Below are 14,430 nucleotides of genomic sequence, written 5' to 3' on the forward strand. Positions count from 1 at the left end.
CCCAACAGCACTCACGGCAGAGGGCCGTATGCTCGCCTGTTGCACGCAACAAGACAAGCTCGGGCAGGAAGAACCTGCCCATCCTGTCAGATGCCGCCGGCCATTTCCTGGCAAAGCTGGGTGGCGAGCATGCCGAGGGTCATCAAGGCGCGCTCCGCTTCACGGTTCCAGGGTGTACCGCAGTTCAGCCGGATGCAGTGATTGAACTGCTCGGTGTTACTGAAAATCAGCCCCGGCGCGATGCTGATGCCTTGTTGCAAGGCGCGCACGTGCAGTTCCTGGGTGTTGACCCGCCCCGGCAGACTGACCCACAGAATGAAGCCGCCCGTCGGCCGGGTCATCTGCGTGCCTTCCGGGAAATACTGCTGCACCGCCAGCTGGAAGGCGCTGAGGTTCTTGCGGTATTCCTGACGGATGTAGCGCAAATGCCGGTCGTAACCGCCGTTTTCCAGATAGGCGGCAATACCCATCTGCGTGACGCTGCAAGCCGAATGGGTACTGAAGGTCTGTAAACGCTGGATTTCCTGCTGGTATTTACCCGCAATCATCCAGCCGATCCGCACACCCGGTGACAGGGTTTTGGAGAAGCTTGAGCAATAGATCACCCGATCCAGCCGATCATAGGCCTTGAGTGATTTGGTGCGACCTTGCTCGAACATCAGTTCGCCGTAGATATCGTCTTCGACAATCTGGATATCGAAATCCGAGGCCAGACGCAGCAATTGCTTCTGCCGCTCTTCGGGCATCGTGCCGCCCAATGGATTGCTCAGACGAGTGGTCAGCACCAGGGCTTTGATCGACCACTGGTTGGCGGCCAGTTGCAGGGCTTCAAGGCTCATGCCGGTGGCCGGATCGCTGGGAATCTCGATGACTTTGAGGCCCAGCAGGTCAGCCAGTTGCAGCAAACCGTAATAGGTCGGCGACTCGGCAGCGATCAAATCGCCCGGTCGGGTCAGCACGCGCAAGGACATCTGCAAGGCATCGACGCAGCCGTGAGTGATCACCACTTCCGAGGGGTCGACCACCACGCCAGCGTCACGCATACGAATCGCCACTTGCCGGCGCAACGGTTCGAAACCGGGGCTGAACATGTAGCTGAAGGCGCGCGGGCTATGGAAACGGGTGACTTTGGCCAACTGCTGATGCAGCGCCCGCACCGGCAAATAGTCGACGCTGGGCACTGCGGCGCCCAAGGGAAAGACGCCTTCGCGACGGGATTCGACCAACACTTGCTGAATGATGCTGCTGCGGGTGACCAGACCGGGACGCTCGACCCGGGCAATGTCCGGTGTCGGTGCGGTGAGGGCTGGCGTCTGGTGCACGTAATAACCGGACTGCGGCCGGGCACGGATCAGCCCCTGATCTTCGAGGTTGGCGTACGCCTGCAACACCGTCGCATGGCTGACGTTGAGCTGCGAGCTCATCTTGCGCACCGAAGGCACGCGCTCCCCCGGTTGATAGACACCACGGCGGATGTCTTCGGCCAGTTGTTGAGCAATACGTTGGTAGAGCAAGAGATTGGTCATGACGCAGCACTCGATTTCACGGGCATTTTATTCTTGTGTGAAACAATACCGGAACAGTTTAGAAGTGTACGGGGACAGTTGCCACAATAGTCGACCGTACAGTGCGGTGTCAGCAAAATCTGTACTGCTTTTTCTGGCATGCGCCGCGCTAACCAGCAGGCGTAAAAAAACCCGGCGCTGCATGGCAGGCCGGGTTGTTGGAGCTGTGTAGGAGCTGTGTAGGAGCTGTCGAGTGAAACGAGGCTGCGATCTTTTAATTTTGCTTTTTAAAAACAAGATCAAAAGATCGCAGCCTCGTTTCTCTCGACAGCTCCTACGGGACTTTGGTCCCTTAACGGGCAGCGCCGAGCTGGCCTTTTTCGTCGGAAAACACAATTTCCACCCGACGGTTCTGCGCACGTCCCCGTTCGGAGGCGTTCACGTCCACCGGGTATTCATCGCCGTAACCTTCAACCTGAATACGCTTGTCGTCGATGCCCAGGTCCATCAGCACGTCCGCCACCGATTGCGCACGGTCACGGGACAGCTTGAGGTTTTCCTGCTTGCCGCCGGTACTGTCGGCATAGCCTTCGATGCGCACCACGCGCTTGGGGTTGAGCTGCAGGAACTGCACGATCTTCAGCACCACGCGGTTGGCCGAGTTTTTCAACTCTGCCTCGCCGGTATCGAACAGCACATCGCCGAGGGTCATCACCAGGCCACGATCGGTCTGGGTGGTTGCCAGCGCGACAATCTGTTCTTCAAGCCATTTGCCCTGCTGCTGCACGCTGAGCAATTTCGATTCGCGCAAGGCCAATTGCAGGCGCTGACGTTCCAGTTCGAGCTTCGCCGCGCGCTCTTCGTTGAGCACCTGATTGGTGTGCTCCCGAGCGATTTCGCTGTAGCGCTGGCTCAGGTAAGCGTAATGCACCACGTCCGAACCGCTGCCCCAGTAGCTGGACAGACGATCGGCGCGGGCCAGGGATTCACCGGCACGGATCACGTCCTTGGGCGCGATACGCAGCACATTGGAGTCTTCCTTGACCTTCTGGAAGTCGGCGCCGGCCTGCTGCAACGCGGCCTCGCTGTGTTGACCGGCACAGCCATAGAGGCTCGCGCAACCCGCCAGCATCAAGGCGCCGAATGCTTTGGTCTTGAGGCTCATTGGGCATCTCCCAGTTGCTTGCGCAGGCGAGTGATACGGGTATTGAGCACATTCAGCTGTTCCTCGCTCTTGAGGGTCAGCACCTTTGCTTCGGCCAGGCGCGCATCCAGCTCGGCCTGTTCGGCGCGCATGCGTGCATTCTTGAAGGATTGGTCGTTCATGCTGCCCTTGGCACGGTTGAACTTGTCTTCGGCCAATTTCATTTCCGGTACATCATCGGCTGTGGCGCCGACGGCCTTGGCTTGTTCGAGTGCCTGCTCGGTCAGGCGCAATTGTTCATTCGGCGCCGGATCGGCTGCACAACCCGCCAGAGCCAGAACGGCCAGGGCAGCGAAAAGAGGTCGAATACTCACTAAAAATCCCTACTGTTTTGGGGTACTGGCGGGTTGTTGCTGTTGCTGCGCTTTCCAACGCTCGATGTTGCGTTGCAGCACAGCTTCCGTCAGTCCGGACGCGGGCAATTCTGTCATCTTTTTGGCCAGCTGTCCGCGCAACCACGGATCGTTGCAGGCGGAGTTGTGGGAAACCGCGAGGAACAGACCGGGTTTGTCGACTGGTTGTGGTCGAGCGACCAGATCGTTGGCCATGCTCAGTGCCTGCGCGGCGGCCATGCCCGAGTAACGTCCCGCGAGGACAAATTCCACTTCGCCCAAGAGCAATTTCTGCAGGGCCTGGGTCAGGTTGGGCGTACGTACGAGGGTCAATTGCTGCTCGGCGAACATGCCGAATGCCTGCGTCATTCGAGACTTTTCCGACAAAGCGCCGGGATGGCCGTGCAAGTCTTGCACTTGGTTGTAGACCAATGCCGAGTCTTTGCGGGTCCAGACCAGGTAATCGTTTTCCAGCAACGGCGGATGAATGTAATCCAGTGACTCCAGTTCGCTGACGGTCAACGGTGCATCGGCCAGCATGTCCATGCGCCCGCTGCGCACTTCGTCCAGGGCCGGGGAGCGTTTGCCGGCGTAGAGTATTTCGCCCTTGATGCCCACCTCTCCCGCCACTTGCTGCAACAAATCGGCACTGGCGCCGATCAGGTGCTTGGGGTTCTGCGGGTCTTGCCACAGGTACGGCGGCGCATCCGGACTGCCGGTCACCACCAGCCGTTCGCACTTGCCCGCGGCGAAAGACAGCGCCGGCAACAGCAACAATGACCAACCGAACACGCGGCGCAGATCCATGGCAATACACTCCACTCAAACGGTTTACCTGTAGGAGCTGTCGAGTGAAACGAGGCTGCGATCTTTTGATTTCGCTTTGTAAAAACAAGATCAAAAGATCGCAGCCTCGTTTCACTCGACAGCTCCTACAGAAAAGCAAAAAAAAGCCCGACCAAAAGGTCGGGCTCTTTATAAGTCAGGCCGCTGGATTAGACCAGCTTCTCGAACTCAGGGATGGCTTCGAACAAGTCCGCCACCAGGCCGTAATCGGCCACCTGGAAGATCGGCGCTTCTTCGTCCTTGTTGATCGCAACGATCACTTTGGAGTCTTTCATGCCGGCCAGGTGCTGGATCGCGCCGGAGATACCGACCGCGATGTACAGCTGTGGAGCAACGATCTTGCCGGTCTGACCGACCTGCATGTCGTTGGGTACAAAACCTGCGTCGACCGCAGCGCGGGAAGCGCCGACAGCAGCGCCCAGCTTGTCAGCCAGGGCGTACAGGTGTTTGAAGTTGTCGCCGTTCTGCATGCCGCGGCCGCCGGAAACGACGATCTTGGCAGCGGTCAGTTCCGGACGATCGGACTTGGCCAGTTCTTCGCCGACGAAGCTGGAAATCGCAGCATCGTGAGCAGCGGCAACGGCTTCAACCGCAGCCGAACCACCTTCAGCCGCCACCGGGTCGAAACCGGTGGCACGCACGGTGATCACTTTGACCGCAGCGTTCGACTGAACGGTAGCGATGGCGTTACCGGCATAGATCGGACGCTTGAAAGTGTCAGCGCTTTCGACCGAGATGATCTCGGAGATCTGGTCAACGTCCAGCTGCGCGGCAACGCGCGGCAGGATATTTTTGCCGTTGGAAGTAGCGGCAGCCAGGATGTGGCTGTAGCCCTTGCCCAGTTCGGCCACCAGCGGCGCAACGTTTTCCGGCAGCTGATGCGCGTAAGCAGCATTGTCAGCGTTCAGGACTTTGCTCACACCAGCGATTTTCGCTGCGGCTTCAGCCACGGCGCCAGCGCCCTGGCCTGCAACCAGCACGTGGATGTCGCCACCGATTTTGGCGGCAGCAGCCACGGTGTTCAGTGTGGCCGGGGCCAGCACTTTGTTGTCGTGTTCAGCGATTACCAAGATAGTCATGATTAGATTACCTTCGCTTCGTTTTTCAGTTTCTCGACCAGTTCAGCCACCGACTTGACCTTGATACCCGCGCTGCGTGCAGCAGGCGCTTCGACTTTCACGGTCTTGTTGGTGGAGGCGGTGGAAACGCCCAAAGCGTCCGGAGTCAGCACTTCGAGAGGCTTCTTCTTGGCTTTCATGATGTTTGGCAGGGACGCATAACGCGGCTCGTTCAAACGCAGGTCGGTGGTGACGATGGCCGGCAGTTTCAGGGAAACCGTCTGCGCGCCGCCGTCGACTTCGCGAGTCACGGCAACGCTGTCGCCACTGATCTCGACTTTGGAAGCGAACGTGCCCTGACCGTAACCGCTCAGTGCAGCGAGCATCTGGCCAGTCTGGTTGTTGTCACTGTCGATCGCCTGTTTGCCAAGGATCACCAGCTGAGGCTGTTCCTTGTCGACAACAGCTTTCAACAGTTTGGCAACGGCCAGGGAAGTCAGATCTTCAGCGGATTCGACGAGGATGGCGCGGTCGGCACCCAGAGCCAGCGCGGTGCGCAGTTGCTCTTGAGCGGTGGACGGGCCGATCGAGACGACGACGATTTCAGTCGCAACGCCTTTCTCTTTCAGGCGTACGGCTTCTTCCACTGCGATTTCGCAGAATGGGTTCATCGACATCTTCACGTTAGCGAGGTCGACGCCGGAATTGTCCGCCTTGACGCGAACCTTGACGTTGTAATCCACAACGCGTTTGACAGCTACAAGAACCTTCATGGATTCCTCGTTACTCTCCGGTGAAAAGAAAGTCGCCTAGGCGAACCTGGCGGTTGATGCTCATCGGGCGCAAGGGCACCTCCAAAAACGCCGGCAAATGTGTCAAGGGACCATCGCTCACGATGCTCATGACCGTTCGTCAGTGGTGACCAACGAGTCATTCATTATCGCTGCGTGTAAACTGCGCGCCAAACCCGCGCGGCGTCACACCTTGTACTGCCATCGCCCTGTCTTTAGAGGTGCTCTTGAAACCAACAGTCAGCCTACGGCGAGCGCAAAACCGACCGTATCTTGACCGGAACGCCTATTCCGGTCAATACGGCAAAATGGCCAGTCATAAGCCGCGTGACTTTGATTTCTCTGGCTTTGAGCCGATTCAAACAAACGTTTGTATTGGACGCTAGGAGTGGTGTAGATATAATGCGCCACCCAGAGAGAAAGGTGGTTCATCGATTGTCCTCTTCCAGCATTGCGCAGGAATTCATGGATGCGACACCAAACCTCCAATTAGAAAAAAAACTGTTGAGCCTTGAGTAGGAGATAACCTGTGGAACGCGAATACATGGAATTCGACGTCGTCATCGTCGGTGCCGGCCCCGCTGGTCTTTCCGCCGCCTGCCGCTTGAAGCAGAAGGCTGCGCAAGCCGGTAAGGAAATCAGCGTCTGCGTGGTCGAAAAAGGCTCCGAAGTCGGTGCTCACATCTTGTCCGGTGCCGTATTTGAACCACGCGCCCTGAACGAATTGTTCCCGGACTGGAAAGAACTCGGCGCGCCGCTGAACACGCCAGTCACCCGCGACGACATTTTCGTCCTCAAGAATGCCGACAGCGCGCAGAAAATTCCTGACCTCTTTGTGCCCAAGACCATGCACAACGAAGGCAACTACATCATATCCCTGGGCAACCTGTGCCGCTGGCTGGCCCAGCAGGCCGAGAACCTGGGCGTAGAAATCTACCCGGGCTTCGCCGCTCAGGAAGCGCTGTTCGACGAGAACGGCGTAGTTCGCGGGATCATCACCGGCGACCTGGGCGTGGATCGCGAAGGCCATCCGAAAGAAGGCTTGTACACCCCAGGCATGGAACTGCGTGGCAAGTACACACTGTTCGCCGAAGGCTGCCGTGGCCACATCGGCAAGCAGCTGATCAAGCGCTTCAACCTCGACAGCGATGCCGACGCCCAGCACTACGGCATCGGCCTGAAAGAAATCTGGGAAATCGACCCGGCCAAGCATCAGCCGGGCCTGGTAGTCCACACCGCCGGTTGGCCGCTGGACATCATGGGCACCGAGAACACCGGTGGCTCGTTCCTCTATCACCTGGAAAACAACCAGGTGGTGGTCGGCCTGATCGTCGATCTGTCCTACAGCAACACCTACCTGTCGCCATTCGACGAGTTCCAGCGCCTCAAGCATCACCCGGTGCTCAAGCAGTACCTGGAAGGCGGCAAGCGCATCAGCTACGGCGCGCGCGCCATCTGCAAAGGCGGCCTGAATTCGCTGCCGAAAATGGTCTTCAAGGGCGGCGCGCTGATCGGTTGCGACCTTGGCACCCTGAACTTCGCCAAGATCAAAGGCAGCCACACCGCGATGAAGTCCGGCATGCTCGCCGCTGAATCCGTGGCCGAAGCGCTGTTCGCTGAGAAGGACGGCACGGAAGAGCTGACCACTTACGTCGACGCGTTCAAGAAGAGCTGGCTCTACGACGAACTGTTCGCCAGCCGCAACTTCGGCCCGGCGATCCACAAGTTCGGCGCCATCGTCGGCGGCGGTTTCAACTGGCTCGACCAGAACATCTTCGGCGGCAAACTGCCGTTCACCTTGCACGACACCAAGCCGGATTATGCTTGCCTCAAGCTGGCGGCCGACTGCAAGAAGATCGACTACCCGAAACCGGACGGCAAGATCAGCTTCGACAAACTCAGCTCGGTGTTCATCTCCGGGACCAACCATGAAGAAGAACAACCTTGCCACTTGAAGCTGACTGACCCGAGCATTCCGATCGGCAAGAACCTGCCGCTGTACGATGAGCCTGCCCAGCGTTACTGCCCGGCCGGCGTGTACGAAGTGGTGACCAAGGAAGACGGCGAGAAGCGCTTCCAGATCAACGCCCAGAACTGCGTTCACTGCAAGACCTGCGACATCAAGGACCCTGCACAGAACATCACCTGGGTGGCGCCGGAAGGTGCTGGCGGCCCGACTTACCCGAACATGTAAGTCGAACGCCTGAACATCGAGGCTCCCGAAATGGGGGCCTTTTTGTTGCCCGAGATTCAAGCACCCATACATGTAGGAGCCGGCTTGCTGGCGAATGCGCTGTGTCAGTCACATAGAGGCTGGCAGATACACCGTATTCGCCGGCAAGCCGGCTCCTACAAGGGAATTGCGGTGGATCAGGCGGCGCGTTCATCGCCGGGACTGCGCTCGAAGTAGCGCTTGTACTCGCGACTGAACTGCGACGTGCTCTGATACCCCACTCGATGCGCCACCTGCGCCACTCCCAACCCTTCGGCCACCAGCAACGTCTGCGCCTTGAGCAAACGCAAGCGCTTCAAATACTGCACCGGCGACAACAGGGTGCTGCGCTTGAAATGCTCGTGAAAGGTCGATGCACTCATGTTCGCGCAACTGGCCAGTGTCTCGACGTTCAAGGGTTCGGTGTAATGCGCATGCAAATGGCTGAGTGATGCCGCGATCCGCGCAAATTGCCCCTGTTGCTCGACCAGCGCCCGCAACACATCTGCTTGCGGCCCGCGCAAGGCGACGAACAACAACTCGCGCAATCGCGCCTGTCCCATCACCTGGCATTCCAGCGGATCGTGCAGGCACTGCAACAGCCGCTCGACACACCCACGCATCGCATCGTCGAGCACCGCCGAGGTCATGGATTCTGGCGTCTGCGCCGCAATGTAGCGCGCCGGCGCCAGCCTCATGGCCAATACCAACTCACCGAGCAACACCCGGTCAATGGCGATAGACACGCCCAGCATCGGGCCATCGGGCGCCGAAAACGTCTCGCATTCAAACGGCACCGGCAACGCCTGAATCAAATAATGCCCGGCACCGTATTCCAGCGTTCGCGGGCCCAGATACGCCAACTTGCTGCCTTGCGCGATGATTACCAGGCTTGGCTCGTAGATCTGCGGACCACGGGCGACATCGCAACTGGCGCGCAAAACCTGCACACCCGGCAAGGCGGTGGGCGCGAATCCGTCGCGCGTGGTCAGCGGCTCAATCAACGAAACCAGCGTGGCATTGGCGTCAACATGACGGGTCAACAACATGGGAGCTCTTCACAGAAAAAGTCGCGGAAAAAGGGATGAAAGCATCATCGCAGGTCTGATCGCCAATGCGCTCGTTCAAAGACCGATACCGGAGGATTAGGCATGACACCCGGAGGATTCGCCATGGTCGCTGACAGGTACGGCGCCCAGAATTCGCTACCTCACCTGTCACTGCTTTTGCGAGGTTCCTCATGTACACCGCTATCGGATACGCCGCCCAGTCGGCTACCACTCCCCTCGCCCCCGTGAAATTCGAACGCCGCAGCCCTCGGGCCGACGACGTGGCGATCGATATTCTCTACTGTGGTGTCTGCCATTCCGACATCCATCAGGCACGCAACGAGTGGGGCATTGCCGTTTACCCGTTGATGCCCGGTCACGAGATCGTAGGCAAAGTTACCGCTGTCGGTGCGAACGTCACCCGACACAAGGTCGGCGATCTGGTCGGCGTCGGTTGTATGGTCGATTCGTGCCGCAGCTGCGAAGCCTGCCAGTCCAACCTCGAGCAATACTGCCTCGAAGGTCCGACCATGACCTACGCCACCCCGGACCGGGTCGATGGCAGCAACACCATGGGCGGCTACTCCGACAGCATCGTGGTCAGCGAGCACTTCGTGGTGCGCATCCCGGAAAAACTCGACCTGGCCAGTGCCGCGCCGATCCTCTGCGCCGGCATCACCACCTACTCGCCGCTCAAACACTACGGCGTGAAAGCCGGCGACAAGGTCGGGATTCTCGGCATGGGCGGCCTCGGCCACATGGGCATCAAGTTCGCCAAGGCCATGGGCGCGGAAGTGACGTTGTTCACCCGCTCGGCGAACAAGGCCGAAGAAGGTCGTCGCCAAGGCGCGGACCACGTAATCGTGTCCACCGATGCCGAGCAGATGAAGGCAGCGGCCGGACATTTCGACTTCCTGCTCGACACGATCCCGGTGCAGCACGACCTCAATCCCTACCTCGACACCCTGCGTTTCGACGGCGTGCACATTTTGGTGGGGTTGATCGAACCGATTGATCCGCCAGTCCACGCGGCCAAACTGGTGTTGGGCCGTCGGGTACTGGCCGGCTCGCTGATCGGCGGCATCGCCGAAACCCAGGAAGTGCTGGATTTTTGCGCCGAGCACAGCATCACCTGCGACATCGAAATGCTCGACATCCGTCAGATCAACGAGGCTTACACCCGCATGATCGCCGGTGACGTGAAGTACCGTTTCGTGATCGACATGGCCACGCTGAAGGTCTGATTTTTCAAGTCAGCTTAGCGCCAAGCTCCGCCGATAGCCGGGCTGTGACCCCTTTGATCAGGGGAATCAGCTCGGCCATTTTTTCCAGCGGCATGTACGGCACGGTGCTGGCGATGCTGATGCCGGCAACGATTCGCTTGCTGGCATCACGAATCGGCGCAGCCACGCAACGGATCGACGGTTCGTTGTCTTCCAGGTCGAAGGCGTAACCGCCCGCCACGTACTCGACCATGCGCTGCTGAAACTGCTCCCAGGACTGTTCCGGGTGCTGCGGCCAGAACTGATTTTTCCCCCCCGCCGGCAGGCTGACTTCGTACAGCCGCTGCCATTCTTCCTGCGTGTCATCGAGCATCAGCGCCTTGCCGATCCCGGTGCGCGCCAACGGCATGCGATGGCCGACCCGCGAACGCATTTCCGGGCCATTGCGCCCCGGATTCTTGTGCAGGTACAGCACCTCGTCGCCTTCGCGAATCGCCAGGTGAATGGTGTCACCGGTCAACGCCGACAACTCATCCAGATACGGCCCGGCCAGTGTCACCAGCGGCAGCTCTTCGCGCGCCTGGAAGCCCAACTCGATCAGCTTCGGCCCCAACAGGTAACCGACTTGCGGCACCACGCGCAGGTAACGCTCGTCTACCAGGCAACTGGCCAGACGATGGGTGGTGCTGCGCGTAGTGCCGATCAGCCGGGCAATTTCCTTGAGATCGCGGGCGCCACTGGCCACGGCCTGAACCACACCCAAACCACGAAGCAGTGTCTGGGTGCCGGTCGGCGCGGCGTCCTTGGCGATTTTTGGGGCGTCTTCCTGCATATCCAGCCTTTACCGTTGAGCGAGTGAACGGGCGGCATTATGGTCGCCCGATGGCTGCGACTACAACTTGATACGCTCGACTTTGCCCACCAGCAAGATGTAGGAAAGTGCACCCAGCAACGCCAGAACCGAGATGTAGGTGATCGCCGGGGCGAACGAATCACCGGTGGCGAGGAAACCAATGACGATGGGCGTGGCAATGGCCGACAGGTTGCCGATGAAATTGAACACCCCGCCGGTCAATCCGAGCAGGCGAGCTGGTGCCAGGGTTGAAACCAGCGACCAAGTGATCGACGCCAGGCCATTGCCGAAGAAGGCCAAGGCGAGGAAGGCAATCACCAGCGGCGTCGACTCAACGAAGTTGGCGCCGATGATCGACGTGGAAATCAGCAAGCCGCCAATGATCGGCAACTTGCGGGCGAAACCCACTGTGTAGCCGCGACGGATCAACCAATCGGAAAAGAACCCCGAACACAGCACGCCGACGAAGGCCGCGAGAAACGGCAGCGACGCCAACAGGCCGGACTTGATGAAGTCCATGCCGCGATATTTCACCAGGTACGTCGGGAACCACGTCAGAAAAAACCACAACGTTGAGTTGAGGCAAAATTGGCCGAGGTAGATGCCCCAGAGTTTACGTTTGCTCAGGACGATGCCGAGGTCGGTCCAGCTGAATTTCGCTTTGACTTTGGCTTGTTCAGCCTGGATATCCACCAGCCCGCCACCTTCGCGAATCAGCTCGATTTCCGCGTCGTTGGCACCTTTGAAATCCCGTGGCTCGCGATACACCGCGTACCAGATCACCGCCCACAGAATGCCCACCGCACCCGTGCTGACGAACACCATGTGCCAGCCATATTGATGCTGCAACCAGGCCAATACCGGCGTGAGGAATGCCAGGCCGACGAACTGCCCGGAGGTGTAGAAACCGATGGCCGTGGCACGTTCGCGCTCCGGAAACCACGTCGTCACCACACGGCTGTTGATTGGATACGCCGGCGCTTCCAGCGCACCGACCGCCATGCGTAAAACGAACAGCGCGATGAAACTGGCGGCGAAGCCGAGCATCACCGTGGCAATCGACCACAGCAGCAGCGCGACGCTGTAGAGGATGCGCGGCGGCACCCGATCCACCAGCCAGCCGCCGGGGATTTGCATGGCGGCGTACGTCCAGCCGAACGCGGAGAAGATCAGCCCGACGTGGATCGGGTCGATCCCCAGTTCGCTGGTCAGCGCCGGCGCGGCAATCGACAGGTTGCTGCGGTCCAGGTAGTTGATCACCACGGTGATGAACAGCAGGACCATGATGAAAAAACGCTTGCGACTGGGCGTCACCAACGACGCCTGCCCGGTGAGGGTTTGCGGTTGCATGGGGAATGCCTCTTCTTATGTTTATCGGGCGATTTGAAGACTTGCGCTGAACCCTGTGGGAGCGGGCTTGCCCGCGATGGCGGCGGCACATTCGATATTGATGTGACTGACAGGACGCTATCGCGGGCAAGCCCGCTCCCACAGGGGTTGTATTGGGTCAGGGAGCACTCACCACTCGGCGAAACTGCCATCGGCATGGCGCCAGATCGGGTTGCGCCAGCGATGGCCGACCTTGGCGCGTTCGATCACGTATTCCTCGTTGATCTCGATGCCCAGGCCCGGGCCGTTGGGGATTTTCACGAAGCCTTTGTCGTAATCGAACACTCGCGGATCCTTGACGTAATCCAGCAGGTCGTTGCTCTCGTTGTAGTGGATGCCCAGGCTCTGCTCCTGGATGAACGCGTTGTAGCAAACCGCGTCCAGTTGCAGGCACGCCGCCAGCGCAATCGGGCCCAACGGACAATGCAGCGCCAGCGCCACGTCGTAGGCTTCAGCCATGTTGGCGATCTTGCGCGTCTCGGTAATGCCGCCCGCGTGAGAGGCATCGGGCTGGATGATGTCGACGTAACCTTCGCTGAGCACACGCTTGAAATCCCAGCGCGAGAACAACCGCTCACCCAAGGCAATCGGCGTACTGGTCAGCGGCGCCAGTTCCTTCAGCGCTTCGTAGTTTTCGCTGAGCACCGGCTCTTCGATGAACATCAATTTGTACGGATCGAGTTCCTTCATCAGCACCTTGGCCATGGGCTTGTGCACCCGGCCATGGAAGTCCACGCCGATGCCAATGTTCGGCCCCACCGCGTCACGCACGGCGGCGACGTTGGCCAGGGCCAGGTCGACTTTCTCGAAGGAATCGAGGAACTGCAGCTCTTCGGTGCCGTTCATTTTCACCGCAGTGAAACCACGCTCGACGGCTTCCTTCGCCGCACGCGCGGTGTCGGCCGGGCGGTCGCCGCCGATCCACGAATAGACGCGGATTTTGTCGCGCACCTGGCCACCGAGCAGATCACTGACCGATACACCCAAGGCCTTGCCCTTGATGTCCCACAACGCCTGATCGATACCGGCCAGGGCACTCATGTGAATCGCGCCGCCACGGTAGAAGCCGCCACGATAAAGCACGGTCCAGATGTCTTCGATGTTGCGTGGGTCTTTGCCGATCAGGTAGTCGGACAATTCTTCAACGGCAGCAGCGACCGTGTGGGCGCGGCCTTCGACCACGGGCTCGCCCCAACCGGTCACGCCCTCGTCGGTTTCGATCTTGAGGAAGCACCAGCGCGGCGGAACGATGAAGGTGGTCAGTTTGGTGATTTTCATCTGTGCTCTCTTTTTGTAGATGCAGCTCTTTTAGATGCAGCGCGCTCGGCGCCAGAAAGTCTTAACGCAGAGAGTTCCATGCAGCGACGTAGGCCTTGGCGTTCACCGCCACTTCCTCGGGCGTCATGCCCGGCTTGAACAACCCGGAACCGAGGCCGAAACCTTTGACGCCAGCGTCGATAAACACCTGCATGTTGTCCGGGGTGATGCCGCCAACCGGCGCCAGGATCGTTCCCGCCGGCAGCACCGCGAGCCAGGCTTTGACGACTGCCGGTCCCATCTGCTCGGCCGGGAACATCTTCAGTACGTCCGCGCCTTCGGCCAGCGCGGCAAACGCTTCGGTCGGCGTGGCAACACCCGGCGACAGGTACAGCCCGGCGGCTTTCCCTGCGCGCAACACCTTGGCATCGCTGTGGGGCATGACGATCACCTGGCCACCCGCCGCTTTCACTTGCTCGACCTGCTCCGGCGTCAACACCGTGCCGGCACCGATCAGGCAATCGGCAGGCAAGGCATTGCGCAGGATGCGGATACTTTCGTACGGCTCAGGGGAATTGAGCGGCACTTCGATGACGCGAAATCCGGCCGAGTACAGGACGTCGCCGATGGCTGCCGCTTCCTTCGGACGCAGGCCGCGCAGGATCGCGATCAGACCGTTTTGTGCCAGTGCTTGTTTGAGCATGTCAGACC

At 59.7% G+C, this 14,430-nt stretch carries 13 protein-coding genes; 2 read left to right on the top strand and 11 right to left on the bottom strand.

Going from position 1 to position 14,430, the window contains the following annotated elements:
• Positions 1 to 86 precede the first annotated feature (86 nt).
• From AEQ67_RS27065 to AEQ67_RS27090, 6 genes are all read right to left on the bottom strand, one after another.
• On the bottom strand, positions 87 to 1,526 hold the full coding sequence (locus AEQ67_RS27065) for an aminotransferase-like domain-containing protein (protein ID WP_059406834.1): 1,440 nt from the start codon (positions 1,524 to 1,526) through the stop codon (positions 87 to 89).
• A gap of 331 nt (positions 1,527 to 1,857) precedes the next feature.
• Complete coding sequence (locus tag AEQ67_RS27070; protein WP_059406835.1) at positions 1,858 to 2,670, bottom strand: OmpA family protein; 813 nt, start codon at positions 2,668 to 2,670, stop codon at positions 1,858 to 1,860.
• Entirely contained in the window at positions 2,667 to 3,023 is a 357-nt protein-coding gene (locus AEQ67_RS27075) for a DUF4398 domain-containing protein (protein WP_059406836.1), read from the bottom strand. The genes AEQ67_RS27070 and AEQ67_RS27075 overlap by 4 nt, the downstream gene beginning before the upstream one ends.
• A 9-nt stretch (positions 3,024 to 3,032) precedes the next feature.
• Positions 3,033 to 3,848 carry a substrate-binding periplasmic protein gene (locus AEQ67_RS27080; RefSeq protein ID WP_059406837.1) on the bottom strand — a complete coding sequence of 272 codons (816 nt, stop codon included), beginning with the start codon at positions 3,846 to 3,848 and terminating at the stop codon, positions 3,033 to 3,035.
• Between the two features lie 188 nt (positions 3,849 to 4,036).
• A complete protein-coding gene (locus tag AEQ67_RS27085; RefSeq protein ID WP_059406838.1) occupies positions 4,037 to 4,966 on the bottom strand; it encodes an electron transfer flavoprotein subunit alpha/FixB family protein in 930 nt (309 codons plus the stop codon).
• A 2-nt stretch (positions 4,967 to 4,968) separates the two neighbouring features.
• Positions 4,969 to 5,718 (bottom strand): electron transfer flavoprotein subunit beta/FixA family protein, encoded by a 750-nt coding sequence (locus AEQ67_RS27090; protein ID WP_024164570.1) that lies wholly within the window; start codon positions 5,716 to 5,718, stop codon positions 4,969 to 4,971.
• 547 nt (positions 5,719 to 6,265) lie between these two features.
• Here AEQ67_RS27090 and AEQ67_RS27095 point away from each other — a divergent pair.
• Entirely contained in the window at positions 6,266 to 7,930 is a 1,665-nt protein-coding gene (locus AEQ67_RS27095) for an electron transfer flavoprotein-ubiquinone oxidoreductase (RefSeq protein WP_059406839.1), read from the top strand.
• 176 nt (positions 7,931 to 8,106) lie between these two features.
• On the opposite strand, the gene AEQ67_RS27100 is transcribed toward AEQ67_RS27095, so the two are convergent.
• Entirely contained in the window at positions 8,107 to 8,997 is an 891-nt protein-coding gene (locus AEQ67_RS27100; protein ID WP_059406840.1) for an AraC family transcriptional regulator, read from the bottom strand.
• Between the two features lie 191 nt (positions 8,998 to 9,188).
• Here AEQ67_RS27100 and AEQ67_RS27105 point away from each other — a divergent pair, with 191 nt between their 5' ends.
• On the top strand, positions 9,189 to 10,241 hold the full coding sequence (locus AEQ67_RS27105; protein ID WP_059406841.1) for an NAD(P)-dependent alcohol dehydrogenase: 1,053 nt from the start codon (positions 9,189 to 9,191) through the stop codon (positions 10,239 to 10,241).
• Positions 10,242 to 10,245: 4 nt separating this feature from the next.
• On the opposite strand, the gene AEQ67_RS27110 is transcribed toward AEQ67_RS27105, so the two are convergent.
• The 4 genes from AEQ67_RS27110 to AEQ67_RS27125 form a co-directional block, all read right to left on the bottom strand.
• Positions 10,246 to 11,052, bottom strand: coding sequence for an IclR family transcriptional regulator (locus AEQ67_RS27110; RefSeq protein WP_059406842.1), 807 nt, complete (start codon positions 11,050 to 11,052; stop codon positions 10,246 to 10,248).
• A 60-nt stretch (positions 11,053 to 11,112) separates the two neighbouring features.
• Positions 11,113 to 12,423, bottom strand: coding sequence for an MFS transporter (locus AEQ67_RS27115; RefSeq protein WP_059406843.1), 1,311 nt, complete (start codon positions 12,421 to 12,423; stop codon positions 11,113 to 11,115).
• A 168-nt stretch (positions 12,424 to 12,591) separates the two neighbouring features.
• Positions 12,592 to 13,740, bottom strand: a complete 1,149-nt coding sequence (gene dgoD / locus AEQ67_RS27120; RefSeq protein WP_059406844.1) for a galactonate dehydratase — start codon at positions 13,738 to 13,740, stop codon at positions 12,592 to 12,594.
• Between the two features lie 61 nt (positions 13,741 to 13,801).
• Positions 13,802 to 14,422, bottom strand: coding sequence for a 2-dehydro-3-deoxy-6-phosphogalactonate aldolase (locus AEQ67_RS27125; RefSeq protein ID WP_059406845.1), 621 nt, complete (start codon positions 14,420 to 14,422; stop codon positions 13,802 to 13,804).
• Between the last annotated feature and the right edge of the window lie 8 nt (positions 14,423 to 14,430).

Source organism: Pseudomonas sp. RIT-PI-q, from assembly GCF_001297125.1.
Classification (GTDB): Bacteria; Pseudomonadota; Gammaproteobacteria; order Pseudomonadales; family Pseudomonadaceae; genus Aquipseudomonas.

Excerpts from the sequence above, each read along its gene's own strand:
- AEQ67_RS27065 (WP_059406834.1), bottom strand. The coding sequence starts at position 1,526 with ATGACCAATCTCTTGCTCTACCAACGTATTGCTCAACAACTGGCCGAA.
- AEQ67_RS27070 (WP_059406835.1), bottom strand. The coding sequence starts at position 2,670 with ATGAGCCTCAAGACCAAAGCATTCGGCGCCTTGATGCTGGCGGGTTGC.
- AEQ67_RS27080 (WP_059406837.1), bottom strand. The coding sequence starts at position 3,848 with ATGGATCTGCGCCGCGTGTTCGGTTGGTCATTGTTGCTGTTGCCGGCG.
- AEQ67_RS27085 (WP_059406838.1), bottom strand. The coding sequence starts at position 4,966 with ATGACTATCTTGGTAATCGCTGAACACGACAACAAAGTGCTGGCCCCG.
- AEQ67_RS27090 (WP_024164570.1), bottom strand. The coding sequence starts at position 5,718 with ATGAAGGTTCTTGTAGCTGTCAAACGCGTTGTGGATTACAACGTCAAG.
- AEQ67_RS27100 (WP_059406840.1), bottom strand. The coding sequence starts at position 8,997 with ATGTTGTTGACCCGTCATGTTGACGCCAATGCCACGCTGGTTTCGTTG.
- AEQ67_RS27105 (WP_059406841.1), top strand. The coding sequence starts at position 9,189 with ATGTACACCGCTATCGGATACGCCGCCCAGTCGGCTACCACTCCCCTC.
- AEQ67_RS27110 (WP_059406842.1), bottom strand. The coding sequence starts at position 11,052 with ATGCAGGAAGACGCCCCAAAAATCGCCAAGGACGCCGCGCCGACCGGC.
- AEQ67_RS27115 (WP_059406843.1), bottom strand. The coding sequence starts at position 12,423 with ATGCAACCGCAAACCCTCACCGGGCAGGCGTCGTTGGTGACGCCCAGT.
- dgoD (WP_059406844.1), bottom strand. The coding sequence starts at position 13,740 with ATGAAAATCACCAAACTGACCACCTTCATCGTTCCGCCGCGCTGGTGC.
- AEQ67_RS27125 (WP_059406845.1), bottom strand. The coding sequence starts at position 14,422 with ATGCTCAAACAAGCACTGGCACAAAACGGTCTGATCGCGATCCTGCGC.